Below are 14,930 nucleotides of genomic sequence, written 5' to 3' on the forward strand. Positions count from 1 at the left end.
TGCAAACAGAACGGTATGGCCGGCCCCGGCATTGACCATGCAGGCGCGCCGGTGCGGATCTGACGAATTTTCATCGACGTCATGCCGCGCGGTGGGGCGTCGCGCCTGCGGGTGCTACTTGACCGTGGGCAAATCGGGACTGGAGACGTCGTACGTCTGTCCCGGCTGGGTGAGCAGGGCGGCCAGTTTGAGCGCCTTCTCCTCGGTGCGGTCGTTGGTGCCCCACACCACCACCCGGCCGTCGGTCAGCGTCAGCGTGATCGCCGCGACCGACGGCGCCGCGATCCGCCCGACCTGGCCTGCCACGTCCGGCGGCAGCGCGGTCATCACCTCGAGCGCGGCCTGGGTCGCCGGGTCGCTGGGGCCGGGATTCTCGGCGTCGAGGTAGGGCAGTGTCGGGGGCGGCGGCGCGGTCGCGAAGTCCACGCCGTCGCGGTCGAACAGGTGCGGACCGTCCGCAAGGTCCTTGACCACCACCGGAACCCGCTCCACCACCGTGATGCGCAGCGTGGACGGGTATTCGCGCTGCACCCGGGCGGCGGCCACCCGGCGGATGGTCGCGACGCGCTCGGCCACCGCGTCGGTGTCGACCTGCAGCAGCGGCGTCCCGGCAGGCACCGCGGCCGCGGCGAGCACCTCCTCCTGGGTCACCGCTCCGATGCCGGTGATCACGATGCTGCGCGCCGACATCACCGGCGTGAAGTACAGCAGCAGGCCCAGTGCGACCGCCAGCACCGAGAGCAGCGTGGACCACAACAGCACCTTCAGTCCCCGAACCGCGCCCCGGCCAAGGGTTTTCGGCGCGTCAACGGGTCCGCCCATGGCCTTGCGCCTGGCCTCGCGCCTGGCCGCCTCGATGGCCGTCGCCCGCTCCTGCGCGGCGCGGCGCTCCTCGCGCTCGCGGCGGGCGCGCCTGCGTGGACCTTCGAAGTCCTCCGCCGCGGCCGGCGGGAGGGTGCCGTCTTCGGACGCGTCGGCCGCCTCCGGTGGTTCGGTGGGCGCCTCCGGTGATTCGGCGGGTGGCCCGCCGTCCTGCGGGGGCTCGCCGTCCTGCGGGGGCTCGCTCATCACCGCTCCGCCCGTGGCGGCGGCGCGATGCGGTTGGCCTTCGCCCGCAGCGCAGCCAGGATCTCCGGTCCGAGCATGGTGACGTCGCCTGCGCCCATCGTCAGCACGACGTCACCCGGCCGGGCGGCGTCGGCCACCCGGTCGGCCACCGCCGAGAAGTCGGGCAGGTAGGTCACCGGCACGCTCACGTGCTCGGCCACCGTCGCGCCGCTGACGCCCGGCAGCGGCTGCTCGCGGGCGCCGAACACGTCGAGCACGAACACGGCGTCGGCGGCGTCGAGGGCGCGGCCGAACTCCCGCGCGAACGCCTCGGTCCTGGAGTACAGGTGCGGCTGGAAGACCACGACGACACGGCCGTTCGACTCCTCCGCCAGCCCGCGCGCCGCCGTCAGCGCGGCCGCGACCTTCGTCGGGTGATGGGCGTAGTCGTCGAAGACCCTGATCCCGGTCGCCGTACCGACCAGCTCGAAGCGCCGCCGTACGCCCTCGAACTCCGCCAGGCCCTCCAGCACGACGTCCGCCGCCGCCCCGGCCTGCATCGCCGCCAACAGCGCGGCCAGCGCGTTGAGCGCCATGTGCCTGCCGGGCACTGCCAGTCGCATCGTGCGCGGGCTGCTCTCCCCCGCCAACTGCACGGTGGCCACCGCACTCGTGCCCTGCTGATACCAGTCCAGCAGCGCACCGGCCAGGTCGGGCTGATCGCCGCTGCCGTAGCGGAGCACCCGGATCCCCTGCGCGGCAGTCCGTTCGGCGAAGGCAGCGGCCCCGGCGTCGTCGACGCAGACCACCACCGCGCCCCCGGGCTTCAGCCGTTCCATGAAGGCGTCGAACACCGCGACGTAGGCCTCTTCGCTGCCGAAGAAGTCCAGATGGTCGACCTCGATGTTGGTCACCACGGCGATGTCGGGCTCGTACTGCACCAGCGACCCGTCGCTCTCGTCGGCTTCAGCGACGAAATAAGCGCCGCTGCCGTGATGGGCGTTCGTCCCCGCCTCTCCGAGGTCACCGCCGACGGCGAAGGACGGGTCGAACCCGCAGTGCTGCAGGGCCACGATGAGCATCGACGTGGTGGTGGTCTTGCCTGCTGTCCCGGTCACCATCAGCGTGGTGTGCCCGGCCATCAGCTTGGCCAGCACCACCGGCCGCAGGATCACCGGGATCCCGCGCCTGCGCGCCGCGACGAGTTCCGGATTCGTCTTGGGGATCGCCGCGTGGGTGGTGACCACCGCGGTCGGCCCACCCGGCAGCAGGTCGAGTGACGACTCGTCGTGCCCGATGCGGATCGACGCGCCGCGGGCGCGCAGGGCCGCCACCGCCCGTGACTCCTTGGCGTCGGAGCCCGAGACCAGGCCGCCCCGGTCGAGCAGGATGCGGGCGATTCCGGACATCCCGGCGCCGCCGATGCCCACCATGTGCACCCGGTGCAGTTCCTCGGGCAGCGGTGCGCCGCTCACCGGCCCGCCACCTCGAGCGCCACCCTGGCGACCTCGGTGGCGGCGTCGCGGTGTCCCGCCAGCGCCGCTCCGGCGGTCATCGTCTGCAGCCGCCCGGCGTCGGTGAGCAGGCCCGCGACCGTCTCGGCCACGAAGGCCGGTGTCAGGTCGGCGTCGTCGACGAGCAGGCCGCCGCCCGCACCGACCACCGGCAGTGCGTTGAGCCGCTGCTCGCCGTTGCCGATCGGCAGTGGCACGTACACCGCGGGCAGCCCGACGGCGGTGACCTCGGCGACCGTCATCGCGCCGGACCGGCAGATAGCCAGATCGGCTGCGGCGTAGGCCAGGTCCATGCGGTCCAGGTACGGCACCGCGACGTAGCGGGCGCCACCGCCTGCCGGTTCGCGGACGTCGAGCGTGTTCTTGCGACCGTAGGCGTGCAACACCGAGACACCCGCTGCAGCAAGGGCTTCGGCGGCTCCGGCCACCGCCCGGTTCAGCGACTGCGCACCCTGGGACCCGCCGAACACCAGGAGCACCGGGTCGTGCTCGCCGAAGCCGAAGAAGGCGCGTGCCTCGGAACGCAGTGCGCCCCGGTTCAGCGACGTGATCGCCGCTCGCACCGGGACACCGACGACCTCGACGTCACCGAGCCCGGGATCGGGCACCGCGGCCAGCACGCGACGTGCCGAGCGGGCGCCCACCTTGTTCGCCCATCCGGCGCTGGCGTTGGCCTCGTGCACCACCACCGGCACCCGGCGTCGCCGGACGCCGCCGCGCGCGGCCAGATATGCAGGCAGCGCGACGTAGCCGCCGAAACCCACCACGACGTCGGCCTGCACGCTGTCGAGCACCGCCCGGGTCTCGCGCACCGCGCGGCGGACGCGCAGGGGCAGCCGGGCCAGGTCGGCGGAGAGCTTGCGCGGCAGCGGCGCAGGCGTGATCAGTTCGAGGTCGTAACCACGGGCAGGGATCAGCCGCGTCTCCAGGCCGCGCGCGGTGCCCAGCGCGGTGATCCGGATCGTGGGATCGAGTGCGGTCAACGCGTCGGCCACGGCCATCGCCGGTTCGATGTGTCCCGCGGTGCCTCCGCCGGCGAGGACGACCGAGACCGGCCGGTGGCTACTTCCCTGCCCCGCCGGAACGGACATCCCTGCGCCGCTCACCCGTAACGCTGACCTTCCAGTGTGCGGGCCCGCCGGCCCTGTTGGCGTTGCGCGGTCCGGCCTTCGCCGGTCCGCTTCCCGCGGTCGGCCTTCTGCTTGCCGGACCCGATCGCCCGGCGAGGCTGTCCGCCGGAGCGTTGATCGCCTACATGATGCCCTGCGCGCCGCGCCCGTCGGTCATCGGCGGGGGGTTTGCGTTGGCGATCGCGTGCCTGTGCCCGCGGCGCGGGCTTGGCCGGCCGGCCCGGCCGGGTCCGCAACCGGTCGCGGACCGCCTCCAGCCGGGTGGGCACGTACGGTTCGGGCAGCGGCAGCCGCAGCAGCCGGTTCACCCGGTCGTCGCGGCCCGCCCGCAGCGCGGCCACCGCCTCGGGTTCGTGCCGTGCGGCGTTGGTCATCACGCCCATCATCAACAACGTTGTCGCCGTTGACGTCCCGCCCGCGGAGATGAGCGGCAGCTGCAGCCCCGTGACGGGCAGCAATCCCACCACGTAGCCGACGTTGATGAACACCTGGCCGAGCACCCAGGTGGTGGCGGTGGCGGTGAGCAGCCGCAGGAACGGATCGGCCGAGCGGCGCGCGATGCGCATCCCGGTGTAGGCGAACAGCCCGAACAGGCCCAGCGTTCCCGCGGCGCCGATGAAGCCCAGTTCCTCGCCGATGATCGCGAAGATGAAGTCGTTGTGGGCGTTGGGCAGGTAGCTCCACTTCGCGCTGCCCTGCCCCAGCCCGTCGCCGAACACCCCGCCGTTGGCCAGCGCGAACCGGGCCTGGCGGGCCTGGTAGCCGGAGCCCTGGGCATCCGCCGCGGGATCGAGCCAGGACTGCACCCGCGCCGAGCGGTACCCCTCGGCCATCGCCAGCACGGCGGCCGACACCATGACAGCGAGCAGCGAGCTGAGGAACACCCGCAGCGGCAGGCCCGCGTACCAGAGCAGCGCCAGCAGGATGATGCCCAGCGACACCGTCTGGCCGAGGTCGGGCTGCGCGACGATCAGCGCCAGGGCGATCACGGCCGCAGGCACGAGCGGGATCAGCATCTCGCGCAGCGATGCGCGTTCAAGGCGGCGCGACGCCAGCAGGTGGGCGCCCCAGATGGCGAAGGCGATCTTGGCCAGCTCCGAGGGCTGCATCGAGAAGCCCGCCACGACGAACCAGCCGCGAGACCCGTTGGCCACCTTGCCGATTCCTGGGATCAGCACGAGGATCAGCAGCACGATCGTCACGGCGAAGGCGGGAAACGCGAGACGGCGCATCATGGCGACCGGCATTCGCAGCGCGACGTAGAACGCGATGAGGCCGACGGCGGTCCACAGCACCTGCTTGGCGAACACCGACCACGGCGATCCGGCGGAGTCGTAGGAGTACACCCCCGACGCCGAGAGCACCATCGTCAGGCCGAGCGTGGTGAGCAGTGCCGCGACGGCGATGATCAGGTGGAACGACGTCATCGGCCGGCCGAGCCAGGCGCCGAAGCGGGTCCGGGGACCGCGCGTCACCGCCGCTTCGGCCGTCTCCGCCGCGGCGCCGCGCGAGCGCAGGCGGGCCAGCAGGTTGCCCACGGTCCGCTACCGGGTGCCGGCGCGCACGGCGGCGGCGAACGCGTCACCGCGGTGGCCGTAGCCGGTGAACTGGTCGAAAGACGCGCCCGCGGGCGCCAGCAGGACGGTGTCGCCCGGCCGCGCCAGGTCGCCGGCGGCCTCGACAGCCGCCGCCATCACCGCCTCGGCGATCGCCCCGTCGGCCACCTCGACCACACGAGTCACATGCTTAACAGCTGACTCAGTTGTCCCATGCACCCCAGAATCCTCCCTCGTCACAAGCTCGACGACGGGGACATCCGGCGCGTGTCGCGATAACGCCTCGGCGACGACGGCGCGGTCACGCCCGATCAGCACCGCGCCGGCCAGACGTCCGGCCACCTCACGGACCAGGTCCAGTACCGACGCACCCTTGAGCAGGCCGCCGGCGATCCACACCACCCGCGGGTACGCGGCGATCGACGCCTGGGCGGCGTGCGGGTTGGTGGCCTTGGAGTCGTCTACGTAGGTGACGCCGTCGCGCACCGCAACCACCTCCGCCCGGTGCCTGCCCACCGTGAAGTCCCGCAGCGCACCCGCCACCGCGGCGGGCTCCACCCCCACGGCCCGGGCCAGCGCCGCTGCCGCCAGCGCGTCCAGCACCCCGACCGGCCCCGCCACGGTGATGTCGGCGGTGCGCGCGAGCTCGACGTCGCGGCCGAACGCGTTGTCGACCAGCGTGCCGTCGCGCACCCCCAGTTCGCCCGCACCGGGCACGCCCAGCCGGAAACCCGCCCGCACCGGCGCCGACGCGTCGCCCAGCAGGCCGGCCGCCACCGGATCGTCCAGGCCGACCACTGCCACCCGGCCGTCGAGCACCCTGGACTTGTCGCGGGCGTAGGCGGCCATGGAACCGTGCCAGTCGAGGTGGTCCTCGGCGACGTTGAGCACGACACCGGCCTCGGGCCGCAGCGACGGCGCCCAGTGCAGCTGGAAGCTCGACAGCTCGACGGCGAGCACGTCGGACGGCTGCCCCAGCACATCGAGCACCGGCTCGCCGATGTTGCCGCATAGCGCGCTTCGCAGGCCGCCCGCCACCAGCATCGCGTGCAGCATGGACGTCGTGGTGGTCTTGCCGTTGGTCCCGGTCACCGCCAGCCAGCGGCGCGGAGGGCCGTAGCGCCCGGACTGGTCGAGCCGCCATGCCAGCTCCACGTCACCCCAGACCGGCACACCCGCCGCGGCCGCCGCGGCCAGCACCGGCGCCATCGGCGGGAAACCCGGACTGGTCACCACGAGGTCGTAGTCGGCGATGCGGGCCACCGCGGTCGCCGGGTCGGTCACTCGCGTGCCCGCGTCGGCGTAGGAGGCCAGCGCCGAGGCGTTGTCGTCGCACAGCGTCGCCGTCACCGCGAGTGGCGCCAGCGCGGCCAGCACCGCACGGCCGGTGATCCCGGCGCCCGTCACCAGAACCGCCGCCCCGGGGGCTATCGGCGACACGTCACGCTCCGACGGCGGCGAGCCACTCGCTGTAGAAGAGTGCGACGCCCAGGCCGCACGCGATCGCCGTCAGCAGCCAGAACCGGATGATCACCGTCGTCTCGGCCCAGCCGACCAGTTCGAAGTGGTGATGGAACGGCGCCATCCGGAACACCCGCCTGCCCGTGGTGCGGAACGCCAGGATCTGCACCACGACCGAGGTCACCTCGGCGACGAACAGCGCACCGAGCACCACCGCGAGGATCTCGGTGCGGCTGGTGACCGACAGACCCGCGATGACGCCGCCCAGCGCCAGCGAGCCGGTGTCGCCCATGAAGATCTTGGCCGGCGCGGCGTTCCACCAGAGGAACCCGATGCAGGCGCCGGCCGTCGCCGCCGCGATCAGCGCCAGGTCCAGCGGGTCGCGGACGTTGTAGCAGCCCAACCCCGGGCTGGTCGCGCAGGCGTTGCGGTACTGCCAGAAGGTGATGATGACGTAGGCGGCGGTGACCATCGCCATGGCGCCGGCGGCCAGGCCGTCCAGGCCGTCGGTGAAGTTGACCGCGTTCGACCAGGCGCTGACGATCACCACGCAGAACAGCACGAACACCGCAGGCGCCAGCGTCACCGTGGCGATCTCGCGGACGTAGGACAGCTCCGCGCCGCCCGGCGTCAGCCCGTCGGCGTTGCGGAACTGCAGCGCCAGCACACCGAACAGCACCGCGGCCAGCAGCTGGCCCACGGTCTTGGCGGTCTTGTTCAGGCCGAGGTTGCGGGCACGCCGGATCTTGATCAGGTCGTCGACGAAGCCGACCGCGCCGAGCGCGGTGGCCAGCCCGAGGACCAGCAGGCCGGACGCCGACGGACCCTCCCCGCCGAGCGCCACGCCGACGAGGTGCGTGCCGAGGTAGCCGGCCCAGATGCCTGCCAGGATCGCCACGCCGCCCATCGACGGGGTGCCGCGCTTCTTGGCGTGGCTGGCCGGACCGTCCTCGCGGATCTCGTGACCGAGGCCACGCTGGGTGAACAGCCGGATCAAGGCGGGGGTGAGCAGGATCGACACCGTCAGCGCAATGCCGACGGCGATCAGGATCTGCCTCATCGATCACCGATTCCGGGGTCCGCCGCCAGCGCGTCGGCCAGCGCACCGAGCCCGGCCGAGTTCGACGCCTTCACCAGCACCACGTCACCGGGCGCCAGTTCGGCGCGCAGCACGGCGAGCGCCGCGTCCGCGTCGTCGACCAGGGCGGCCTCCGACCCCCACGATCCCTCCATGACCGCCCCGTGATGCATGGCGCTCGGCGACCTCCCGGTTCCGACGACGATGAGTCGAGACACATCTAAGCGCACGGCCAGCCGGCCGATGCGGTCATGCTCGGTTATCGCGTCCTCGCCGAGCTCGGCCATCTCGCCAAGCACCGCCCAGCTGCGCCGTCCCTCGCCCTCGCCGCGACCCATTCCCGAGTCGCTTCGCTCCTGCCCTCCGCGGGCCATCCACGCCAGCGCCTTCAGGCCGGCCTGCATCGAGTCGGGGTTGGCGTTGTAGGCGTCGTTGACGACGGTCACCCCGTCGGCACGGGTGGTGACCTCCATGCGGTGCCGCGACGCCGGACCGGCGTCCGCCAGCGCCGCTGCCACCTGGTCGGGGCGGGCGCCGCACTCCAGCGCCACCGCCGCCGCACACAGTGCGTTCGACACCTGGTGCTCGCCGTGCACCGCGAGCGCGACGTCGACCTCGCCTGCGCCGGTGTGCAGGGTGAACCGCGGCCGCGCCAGCGCGTCGAGAGCGATCCCGTCGGCCCAGATGTCCCCCGGGGCGCCCGCGTCCTGCGACACCCGCACCACCCGCGCCGCGGTGCGCCCGGCCATCGCCGCCACCGCATTGTCGTCGACGTTGAGGATCACCACTCCCGACGGCGGAACCGATTCCGGCAGTTCGCCTTTCGTCGCGGCGATGGCCTCGCGCGAACCGAACTCGCCGAGGTGGGCGGTGCCCACGTTGAGCACCACCGCGATCGACGGCCGGGCGATCGCGGCGAGCGCGGCGATGTTGCCGGGATGGCGGGCCGACATCTCGAGGACCAGGAAGTCGGTCGACTCGTCGGCGCGCAGCACCGTCCACGGATGGCCGAGCTCGTTGTTGAACGAGCCCGGTGGCGCGATGACGTTCCCGAGCGGCGACAGCACCGCGGCGACCAGGTCCTTGGTCGAGGTCTTGCCGGAGGAGCCGGTGATCCCGACGACGGTCAGCCCGTTCGCGGTGAGACGCTCGGCCACCGCCGCGGCGAGCCTGCCCAGCGCGGCGAGCACCGCCGCGCCTGCGCCGTCGACGTCGTGTTCGAGCACCCCGGCTCCGGCGTGCGCGCGCTCGGCGGGCGGCACCACGATCGCGGGTACTCCCACCGGCCGGGCGGCCAGCACCGCAACCGCACCGGCGGCCACCGCGGCCGCGGCGAACTCGTGGCCGTCCGCGCGGGCGCCCGGCAGCGCAAGGAACAGCCCGCCGGGCGTGACGGCGCGGGAGTCGAACTCGACGGTGCCGGTCACCCGGGTCGCGGCGGCGGCATCGGGTGTGACGTCGGCCAGCTCGCCGCCGACGATGCCGGCGATCTCGGCGAGGCTGAGCGCGATCATCCGCCGCGCCCCGACGCGAGCAGTGACTCGGCCAACTGCTGACGGTCGTCGAACGGGCGGGTTCGGCCGTGGCTCGTCTGGCCCGCCTCGTGGCCCTTGCCAGCGACGAGCACGACGTCGCCGGGTCGCGCCCACGCCACCGCGCAGTCGATGGCGCCGCGGCGGTCGCCCACCTCGAGGATCTCGGCCTCGGACCCGGCCTCGCGCGCGCCTGCGACGATGGCCGCCCGGATCGCGGCGGGGTCCTCGTCGCGCGGGTTGTCGTCGGTGACCACCACCAGGTCGGCCAGTTCGGCGGCCGTGCGGCCCATCGGCGCCCGCTTGCCCGGATCGCGGTTGCCGCCCGCGCCGAACACGACCGCCACCCGGGCGCCGCCGGCGTGCTCGCGCAGGGTGTGCAGCACCGCCCGCAACGCGCCGGGCTTGTGCGCGTAGTCCACCAGCGCAAGAAAGCCCTGGCCGCGGTCGACGGGTTCGAGCCGGCCCGGCACCGTCGCGGTGCGCAGACCCGGCGCGGCCTGCTCGGGTGACACGTCGACCGCGTCCAGCAGCGCGGTGGCGAGCAGGCAGTTGGCCACGTTGTAGCGGCCGGGCAGTCCGATCCGCAGCCCGTGGTGCACGCCGACGGGATCCTCGGCGACGAACTCCTGCGCGACGTGACCGACGGCGCGCACCTGCTCGGCCCGCCAGTCGGCGTCGCGGCCGGTGGCGCTGACGGTCACCGGCGCGGTCGCCAGCGCCGCCATCTCCCGGCCGGCCTCGTCGTCGACGCAGATCACCGGCAGGTCGGCACATGCGGATGACCGCGGGTCGAACAGCCGCGCCTTGGCGGCGAAGTAGTCGGCCATCGTCGGGTGGAAGTCCAGGTGGTCGCGCGAGAGGTTGGTGAATCCGCCGACGGCGAACCGCACGCCGTCCACCCGGCCGAGGCTCAAAGCATGGCTCGACACCTCCATCACCACGGTGTCGACGCCGTGCTCCACCATCACCGCGAGCAGTGCCTGCAGGTCGGGCGCCTCGGGCGTGGTCAGTGCGCTGGGCTGGTCCCGGCCGGCGATGCGCACGCCGACCGTGCCGATCAGGCCCGCCACCCGGTCGGCCGCGCGCAGGCCCGCCTCGACCAGGTAGGTGGTGGTGGTCTTGCCCGAGGTGCCGGTCACCCCGATCACCCGCAGGCGCTCCGACGGCCTGCCGTAGACGGTGGCCGCCACGTCGCCCAGCACCGCGCGAGGGTCGGGATGGACCAGGACCGCGACGTCGGTCCCGGTGTCGACGAGGTCAGCGCCTGCCGCATCGGTGAGCACCGCCGCCGCACCGCCCGCTACGGCCGCCCCGACATAGCGGGCGCCGTGCGACGAGGAACCGGGCAGGGCGGCGAACAGGTCACCCGGCCGGGCGTCCTGACCGCGCAGGGTGACCCCGGTGATCTGGAGGTCGGGCAGCGGCGCGACCCCGCGCGGCACCGCTGTCACCCGCTCGGCCAGCGGCCCGAGCGGGTATCCGGCGGGGTGGCTGGGACGCAGGTTCATGGCGATGACACAGTACCGATCCCGGCACCGGCGGTGCTTCTACAGGTCAGCTCGCCTGCAGCGTGAGCGGCGGGCCGGGGTCCGGTGAGAGGGGCACGTTGTCGCGCTGCAGCAGCCACGATGCGATGTTGTGGAACAGCGGGGCGGCCGAGGAACCCGGCGTGCCGTCGGCCGCGCGGTGCGGAGCGTCCATCATCACGCCCACGACGTAGCGCGGGTCGTCGACGGGCGCCATGCCTGCGAAGGTGATCCAGTAGACGTCGCTGTAGTAGCAGCCGCAGGCGGGGTTGATCTGCTGGGCGGTGCCGGTCTTGCCGGCGATCTGGTAGCCCTCCACCGCGGCCGCCGGACCGGTGCCCTGCTGGGTGCCCATCGGGTCGCGCTGGACGACGGCGCGGAACATGTTGCGCACCGTGCGCGCGGTCTCCGGTGAGACCACCTTGATCCCCTCCGGGCGCGGTTCGTCGGTGCGGCTGCCGTCGGCCGCGACGGTGCCCTTGATGATCCGGGGCGGGATTCGCACGCCGTCGTTGGCGATGGTCTGATACATGCCGGTCATCTGCAGCAGGGTCATCGAAAGGCCCTGTCCGATGGGCAGGTTGGCGAAGGAGCTGCCCGACCACTGGTCGATCGGCGGCACCAGGCCGGCGCTCTCGCCGGGCAGGCCGACTCCGGAGCGCTGGCCTAGGCCGAACCGGCGCAGCATGTCGGCGTAGCGTTCCGGCCCGACGCGCTGGGCCAGCATCAGTGTCCCGACGTTGGAGGACTTCCCGAACACGCCGGTGGTGGTGTACGGCATCACCCCGTGCTTCCACGCGTCACCGACCGTGACGCCGCCCATGTCGATGGATCCGGGCACCTGCAGGACCTCGTCGGGATTCGTCAGCCCGTACTCGATCGCCGACGCCGCGGTCACGATCTTGTTCACCGAGCCGGGTTCGAACGGCGAGGAGACCGACAGGTTGCCGTTCTGCTTGTGCTCCTGACGGCCGATGTCCTGCGACGGGTCGAACGTGTTGTCGTTCGACATCGCCAGCACTTCACCGGTTTTCGCGTCCAGCACCACGGCGGAGACGTTCTTGGCGCCGGAGGCGTCCTTGGCCTGCTGCACCTGCTGCTGGACGTGGAACTGGATGTCGTCGTCGATCGTCAGCATCACCGTCGAGCCGTCCACCGAGTCGTGCCGGTTGCGGTAGCTGCCGGGGATGACCACACCGTCGGAACCGCGATCGTAGGTGATCGAGCCGTCGGTGCCGGCCAGCACCGCGTCCAGCGAGTCCTCGAGTCCGAGCAGCCCGTGGCCGTCCCAGTCGATGCCGCCGACGATGTTGGCCGCCAGCGATCCGCCCGGATACTGGCGGAGATCCTGGCGCTCGGTGCCGACCTCGGGGAACTTCGCGGTGATCGCGTCGGCCACGGACGGGTCGACCGCGCGGGCCAGATACACGAACGACTCGTTGCTGCGCAGCTTCTTCAGCACCGTCTTCATGTCGGGCTTGTTGCCGAGCCGGGCCGCCACCTCGGTCGCGATGTCGCGCAGCCGGCGCTGGGGGTCCGGCGCCTGCACCGTTTCGGCCGAATTCTTCGTGAAGGCCTCTTCCAGCTCCTTGCGCACCTTCACCGGCTGGAACGTCAACGCCCGCGCCTCGATGGTGAACGCCAGTTTGTCGCTATTGCGGTCGACGATGCTGCCGCGCACCGCCTTCTCCACATCGGTCACCTTGAGCTGGCCGGCGGCCTCGGCGCGCAGCCCTTCGGCCCGCGGTACCTGCAAGCTGAACAACTGCCCGGCCGCGACGAGCAGCAGCACGAAGATCACCGCCATGCCGCCGCGGTGCCGGAACGTGAATGACGAACTGCGCAGGCCGGTTTCGACCGAGGTCTCCCGCGTACGCCGGGCGCGTGCCGAGTGTTCGGCCGAAGGCGCCGCACCCCGTCGGGGCTTGGCGTTCGGCCGGGCAGGACGGCGCCGTCCGGCGTCGCGGCTCATGCCTGGGGTCCGGGCAGCGGTGCGGCGACAGGGGTGAACTGCTCGGCGCCCGTGGCCGGACCGGGCGCGGGCGGTGCCTGCGGGGTGGCAAGAGGAGGCGGTGCCGCGGCGGCGACCGCTTCCGGGGCCACCTGGTCGGGCGCAGGGCCCGGCAGCAGCGGCAGGCCGGGGACAGGCAGCGGCGCCGGGGCGGGCGCGGCGGCCGGCGGCGGCGCGACGGCCAGCGGCGCCGCGTCAGGCGCGACCGGCGCACCCGCGGCGGGCAGCGGCAGAGCCGGTCCGGGCGACGCGGGCGGTCCGTCCGCGGTGCCGTGCGGTGCAGTTCCGAGCGGAACGGCAGGCGTCGCTGCGGGCGATCCGGGCAGGCCGGTGCGGTCGGGCATCCGAACAGTCACCTCACGAGGATCGACCACTCGCGGCGCGGGAGGCGGTTGCGGCGTCGGCGTGTCGTCGGGCAGCGGAGCGTTCAGCGGTGGCGGCGGGACGCCCTCGGCCGGTTTCGGTGTGCCGACGACCACCCAGTTGCCCGCAGGATCCTGGACGAGGTGAGCGGTGTCGCGCGACGGGATCATGCCCAGACCGCGGGCCGCCTCGGCCAGCGCGGGTGCTGCCTGCGCCTCCAGCACGTCGCGCTCGAGCGCCTCCTTCTGCTGGAGCAGCGCCTGGTTGGTCTCGCGGGCCGCACCCAGTTGATAGGACCGCTCGGCGGCGCCGGTGGACAGCCACAGCGTGATACCGAGGCCCATTCCCAGTGCCCCGATGACCAGCACCACGAACGGCACCCGGGCGACCAGGGTCCGCGGGTTCAGCTCGATCTCGGCGAGCCTGACCAGCAGCCGTTGCCGCAGCGGGGGCCGAATGACTTTCGGGGCCTTGGCCTTGCGCGCCTTGGCGCGGGCCTTGGCCTGGCTGGCGTTCTTCGGCCGTGCGGGTACGGCGACCGCGCCGGAGGACGGCTTGGCCGGCCGGGCGACGGGTCCGGTCTGCGGTGCGGACCGCTGGGGCCCGCGCTCGCGGGTGGGCCTGCCCCGGCGCGACGGCGTGTCGACCGGGCGGCGACCGCCGCCACGGACCGGTTGCCGGGCAGTACGCCGCCGATCGGCGCCGCGGTCGACTGCGTTTCGCTTCACCTTCATGCCACTTCCCTTCCGGCAACCTTCTCCAGCGCGCGCAGGCGCACCGGGGCGCTGCGCGGATTGCGCTCGATCTCCTCGGGGGCGGCACGCTCGGCGCCACGCGTCAGTGCGACGAATTCCGGCCCGTGGCCTGGTAATTCGACAGGCAGACCCGGCGGTGTGCGCGATGCGGTGGCCTCTGCGAACCGGGTCTTGACGATGCGGTCCTCCAGGGACTGGTAGGCCATCACCACGATCCGCCCGCCGGCGTCCAGCGCGTCGAGCGCGGCGGGCAGGGCGTCGCGCAGCGAGTCCAGTTCGCCGTTGACCGCGATGCGCAGCGCCTGGAATGTCCGCTTGGCGGGATGACCTCCGGTGCGACGGGCAGGGGCCGGGATGGCTTCGTAGAGCAGTTCCACCAACTCGCCCGTGCTGGTGAACGGCGCGCGGGCGCGGCGACGTACGACGAACTTGGCGATCCGGCCGGCGAACCGTTCTTCGCCGAACTCGCGCAGCACCCGGGCCAGGGCCTTCTCGTCCCAGGTGTTGAGCACCTCGGCCGCGGTCAGCGGGGCGTCGGCATCCATCCGCATGTCCAGAGGGGCGTCGGCGGAGTAGGAGAAACCCCGTTCCGGACGGTCGAGCTGCATCGACGAGACGCCGAGGTCGAACAGGAAGCCGCGGACGTCCGCCGCCCACGAGCCGGATCCGGTCAGGGCGTCGGCGATGCCGTCGTAACGGGTGCGCACCAGGTGGACCCGGTCGCCGAACGGGGCGAGCCGTTCGCCGGCGATCGCCAGGGCGTCCGAGTCGCGGTCGAGGCCGATCACGCGCAGCTCGGGCAGCAGTGAGAGGAAGCGCTCGGAGTGTCCACCGGCGCCGAGGGTGGCGTCGACGAGCACCGCGCCCGCGCCGTCGGCGCCGCGGCGGGTCAGCGCCGGCATCAGCAGTTCGACACAGCGGTCCAGCAGGACCGGGACGTGTTCCATCGCCACC

At 73.0% G+C, this 14,930-nt stretch carries 11 protein-coding genes; all 11 read right to left on the minus strand.

Going from position 1 to position 14,930, the window contains the following annotated elements:
* Nucleotides 1–114: 114 nt before the first annotated feature.
* From AB0K11_RS20770 to rsmH, 11 genes are read right to left on the minus strand one after another with little or no spacing between them, the layout of a single operon-like run.
* Nucleotides 115–1,068 (minus strand): FtsQ-type POTRA domain-containing protein, encoded by a 954-nt coding sequence (locus AB0K11_RS20770; RefSeq protein ID WP_364981087.1) that lies wholly within the window; start codon nt 1,066–1,068, stop codon nt 115–117.
* Nucleotides 1,068–2,522, minus strand: a complete 1,455-nt coding sequence (gene murC, locus AB0K11_RS20775) for a UDP-N-acetylmuramate--L-alanine ligase (protein ID WP_364981090.1) — start codon at nt 2,520–2,522, stop codon at nt 1,068–1,070. The genes AB0K11_RS20770 and murC overlap by 1 nt, the downstream gene beginning before the upstream one ends.
* On the minus strand, nt 2,519–3,652 hold the full coding sequence (gene murG / locus AB0K11_RS20780) for an undecaprenyldiphospho-muramoylpentapeptide beta-N-acetylglucosaminyltransferase (RefSeq protein WP_364981092.1): 1,134 nt from the start codon (nt 3,650–3,652) through the stop codon (nt 2,519–2,521). Before murG ends, murC begins: the two co-directional genes overlap by 4 nt.
* Before the next feature lie 11 nt (nt 3,653–3,663).
* Complete coding sequence (ftsW, locus tag AB0K11_RS20785) at nt 3,664–5,208, minus strand: putative lipid II flippase FtsW (protein WP_364981848.1); 1,545 nt, start codon at nt 5,206–5,208, stop codon at nt 3,664–3,666.
* Between the two features lie 27 nt (nt 5,209–5,235).
* Entirely contained in the window at nt 5,236–6,687 is a 1,452-nt protein-coding gene (gene murD / locus AB0K11_RS20790; RefSeq protein ID WP_364981095.1) for a UDP-N-acetylmuramoyl-L-alanine--D-glutamate ligase, read from the minus strand.
* A 1-nt stretch (nt 6,688) separates the two neighbouring features.
* Complete coding sequence (gene mraY, locus AB0K11_RS20795; protein ID WP_364981098.1) at nt 6,689–7,768, minus strand: phospho-N-acetylmuramoyl-pentapeptide-transferase; 1,080 nt, start codon at nt 7,766–7,768, stop codon at nt 6,689–6,691.
* Nucleotides 7,765–9,300, minus strand: coding sequence for a UDP-N-acetylmuramoyl-tripeptide--D-alanyl-D-alanine ligase (gene murF / locus AB0K11_RS20800; protein WP_364981101.1), 1,536 nt, complete (start codon nt 9,298–9,300; stop codon nt 7,765–7,767). The genes mraY and murF overlap by 4 nt, the downstream gene beginning before the upstream one ends.
* On the minus strand, nt 9,297–10,829 hold the full coding sequence (locus AB0K11_RS20805) for a UDP-N-acetylmuramoyl-L-alanyl-D-glutamate--2,6-diaminopimelate ligase (RefSeq protein ID WP_364981104.1): 1,533 nt from the start codon (nt 10,827–10,829) through the stop codon (nt 9,297–9,299). The genes murF and AB0K11_RS20805 overlap by 4 nt, the downstream gene beginning before the upstream one ends.
* A 46-nt stretch (nt 10,830–10,875) precedes the next feature.
* The gene (locus AB0K11_RS20810; RefSeq protein WP_364981107.1) at nt 10,876–12,819 is read right to left on the minus strand and encodes a penicillin-binding protein 2; all 1,944 of its coding nucleotides are present in this window, start codon (nt 12,817–12,819) and stop codon (nt 10,876–10,878) included.
* The gene (locus tag AB0K11_RS20815) at nt 12,816–13,955 is read right to left on the minus strand and encodes a hypothetical protein (RefSeq protein ID WP_364981109.1); all 1,140 of its coding nucleotides are present in this window, start codon (nt 13,953–13,955) and stop codon (nt 12,816–12,818) included. The genes AB0K11_RS20810 and AB0K11_RS20815 overlap by 4 nt, the downstream gene beginning before the upstream one ends.
* A complete protein-coding gene (gene rsmH, locus AB0K11_RS20820; RefSeq protein WP_364981111.1) occupies nt 13,952–14,923 on the minus strand; it encodes a 16S rRNA (cytosine(1402)-N(4))-methyltransferase RsmH in 972 nt (323 codons plus the stop codon). The genes AB0K11_RS20815 and rsmH overlap by 4 nt, the downstream gene beginning before the upstream one ends.
* Nucleotides 14,924–14,930: the final 7 nt, after the last annotated feature.

The organism is Mycobacterium sp. NPDC050551, from assembly GCF_040674075.1.
GTDB lineage: Bacteria > Actinomycetota > Actinomycetes > Mycobacteriales > Mycobacteriaceae > Mycobacterium.

What these genes read in the sequence shown, in the direction of transcription:
- AB0K11_RS20770 (WP_364981087.1), bottom strand. Translation starts at nt 1,068, where the DNA reads ATGAGCGAGCCCCCGCAGGACGGCGAGCCCCCGCAGGACGGCGGGCCA.
- murG (WP_364981092.1), bottom strand. Translation starts at nt 3,652, where the DNA reads ATGTCCGTTCCGGCGGGGCAGGGAAGTAGCCACCGGCCGGTCTCGGTC.
- mraY (WP_364981098.1), bottom strand. Translation starts at nt 7,768, where the DNA reads ATGAGGCAGATCCTGATCGCCGTCGGCATTGCGCTGACGGTGTCGATC.
- murF (WP_364981101.1), bottom strand. Translation starts at nt 9,300, where the DNA reads ATGATCGCGCTCAGCCTCGCCGAGATCGCCGGCATCGTCGGCGGCGAG.
- AB0K11_RS20805 (WP_364981104.1), bottom strand. Translation starts at nt 10,829, where the DNA reads ATGAACCTGCGTCCCAGCCACCCCGCCGGATACCCGCTCGGGCCGCTG.
- AB0K11_RS20810 (WP_364981107.1), bottom strand. Translation starts at nt 12,819, where the DNA reads ATGAGCCGCGACGCCGGACGGCGCCGTCCTGCCCGGCCGAACGCCAAG.
- AB0K11_RS20815 (WP_364981109.1), bottom strand. Translation starts at nt 13,955, where the DNA reads ATGAAGGTGAAGCGAAACGCAGTCGACCGCGGCGCCGATCGGCGGCGT.
- rsmH (WP_364981111.1), bottom strand. Translation starts at nt 14,923, where the DNA reads ATGGAACACGTCCCGGTCCTGCTGGACCGCTGTGTCGAACTGCTGATG.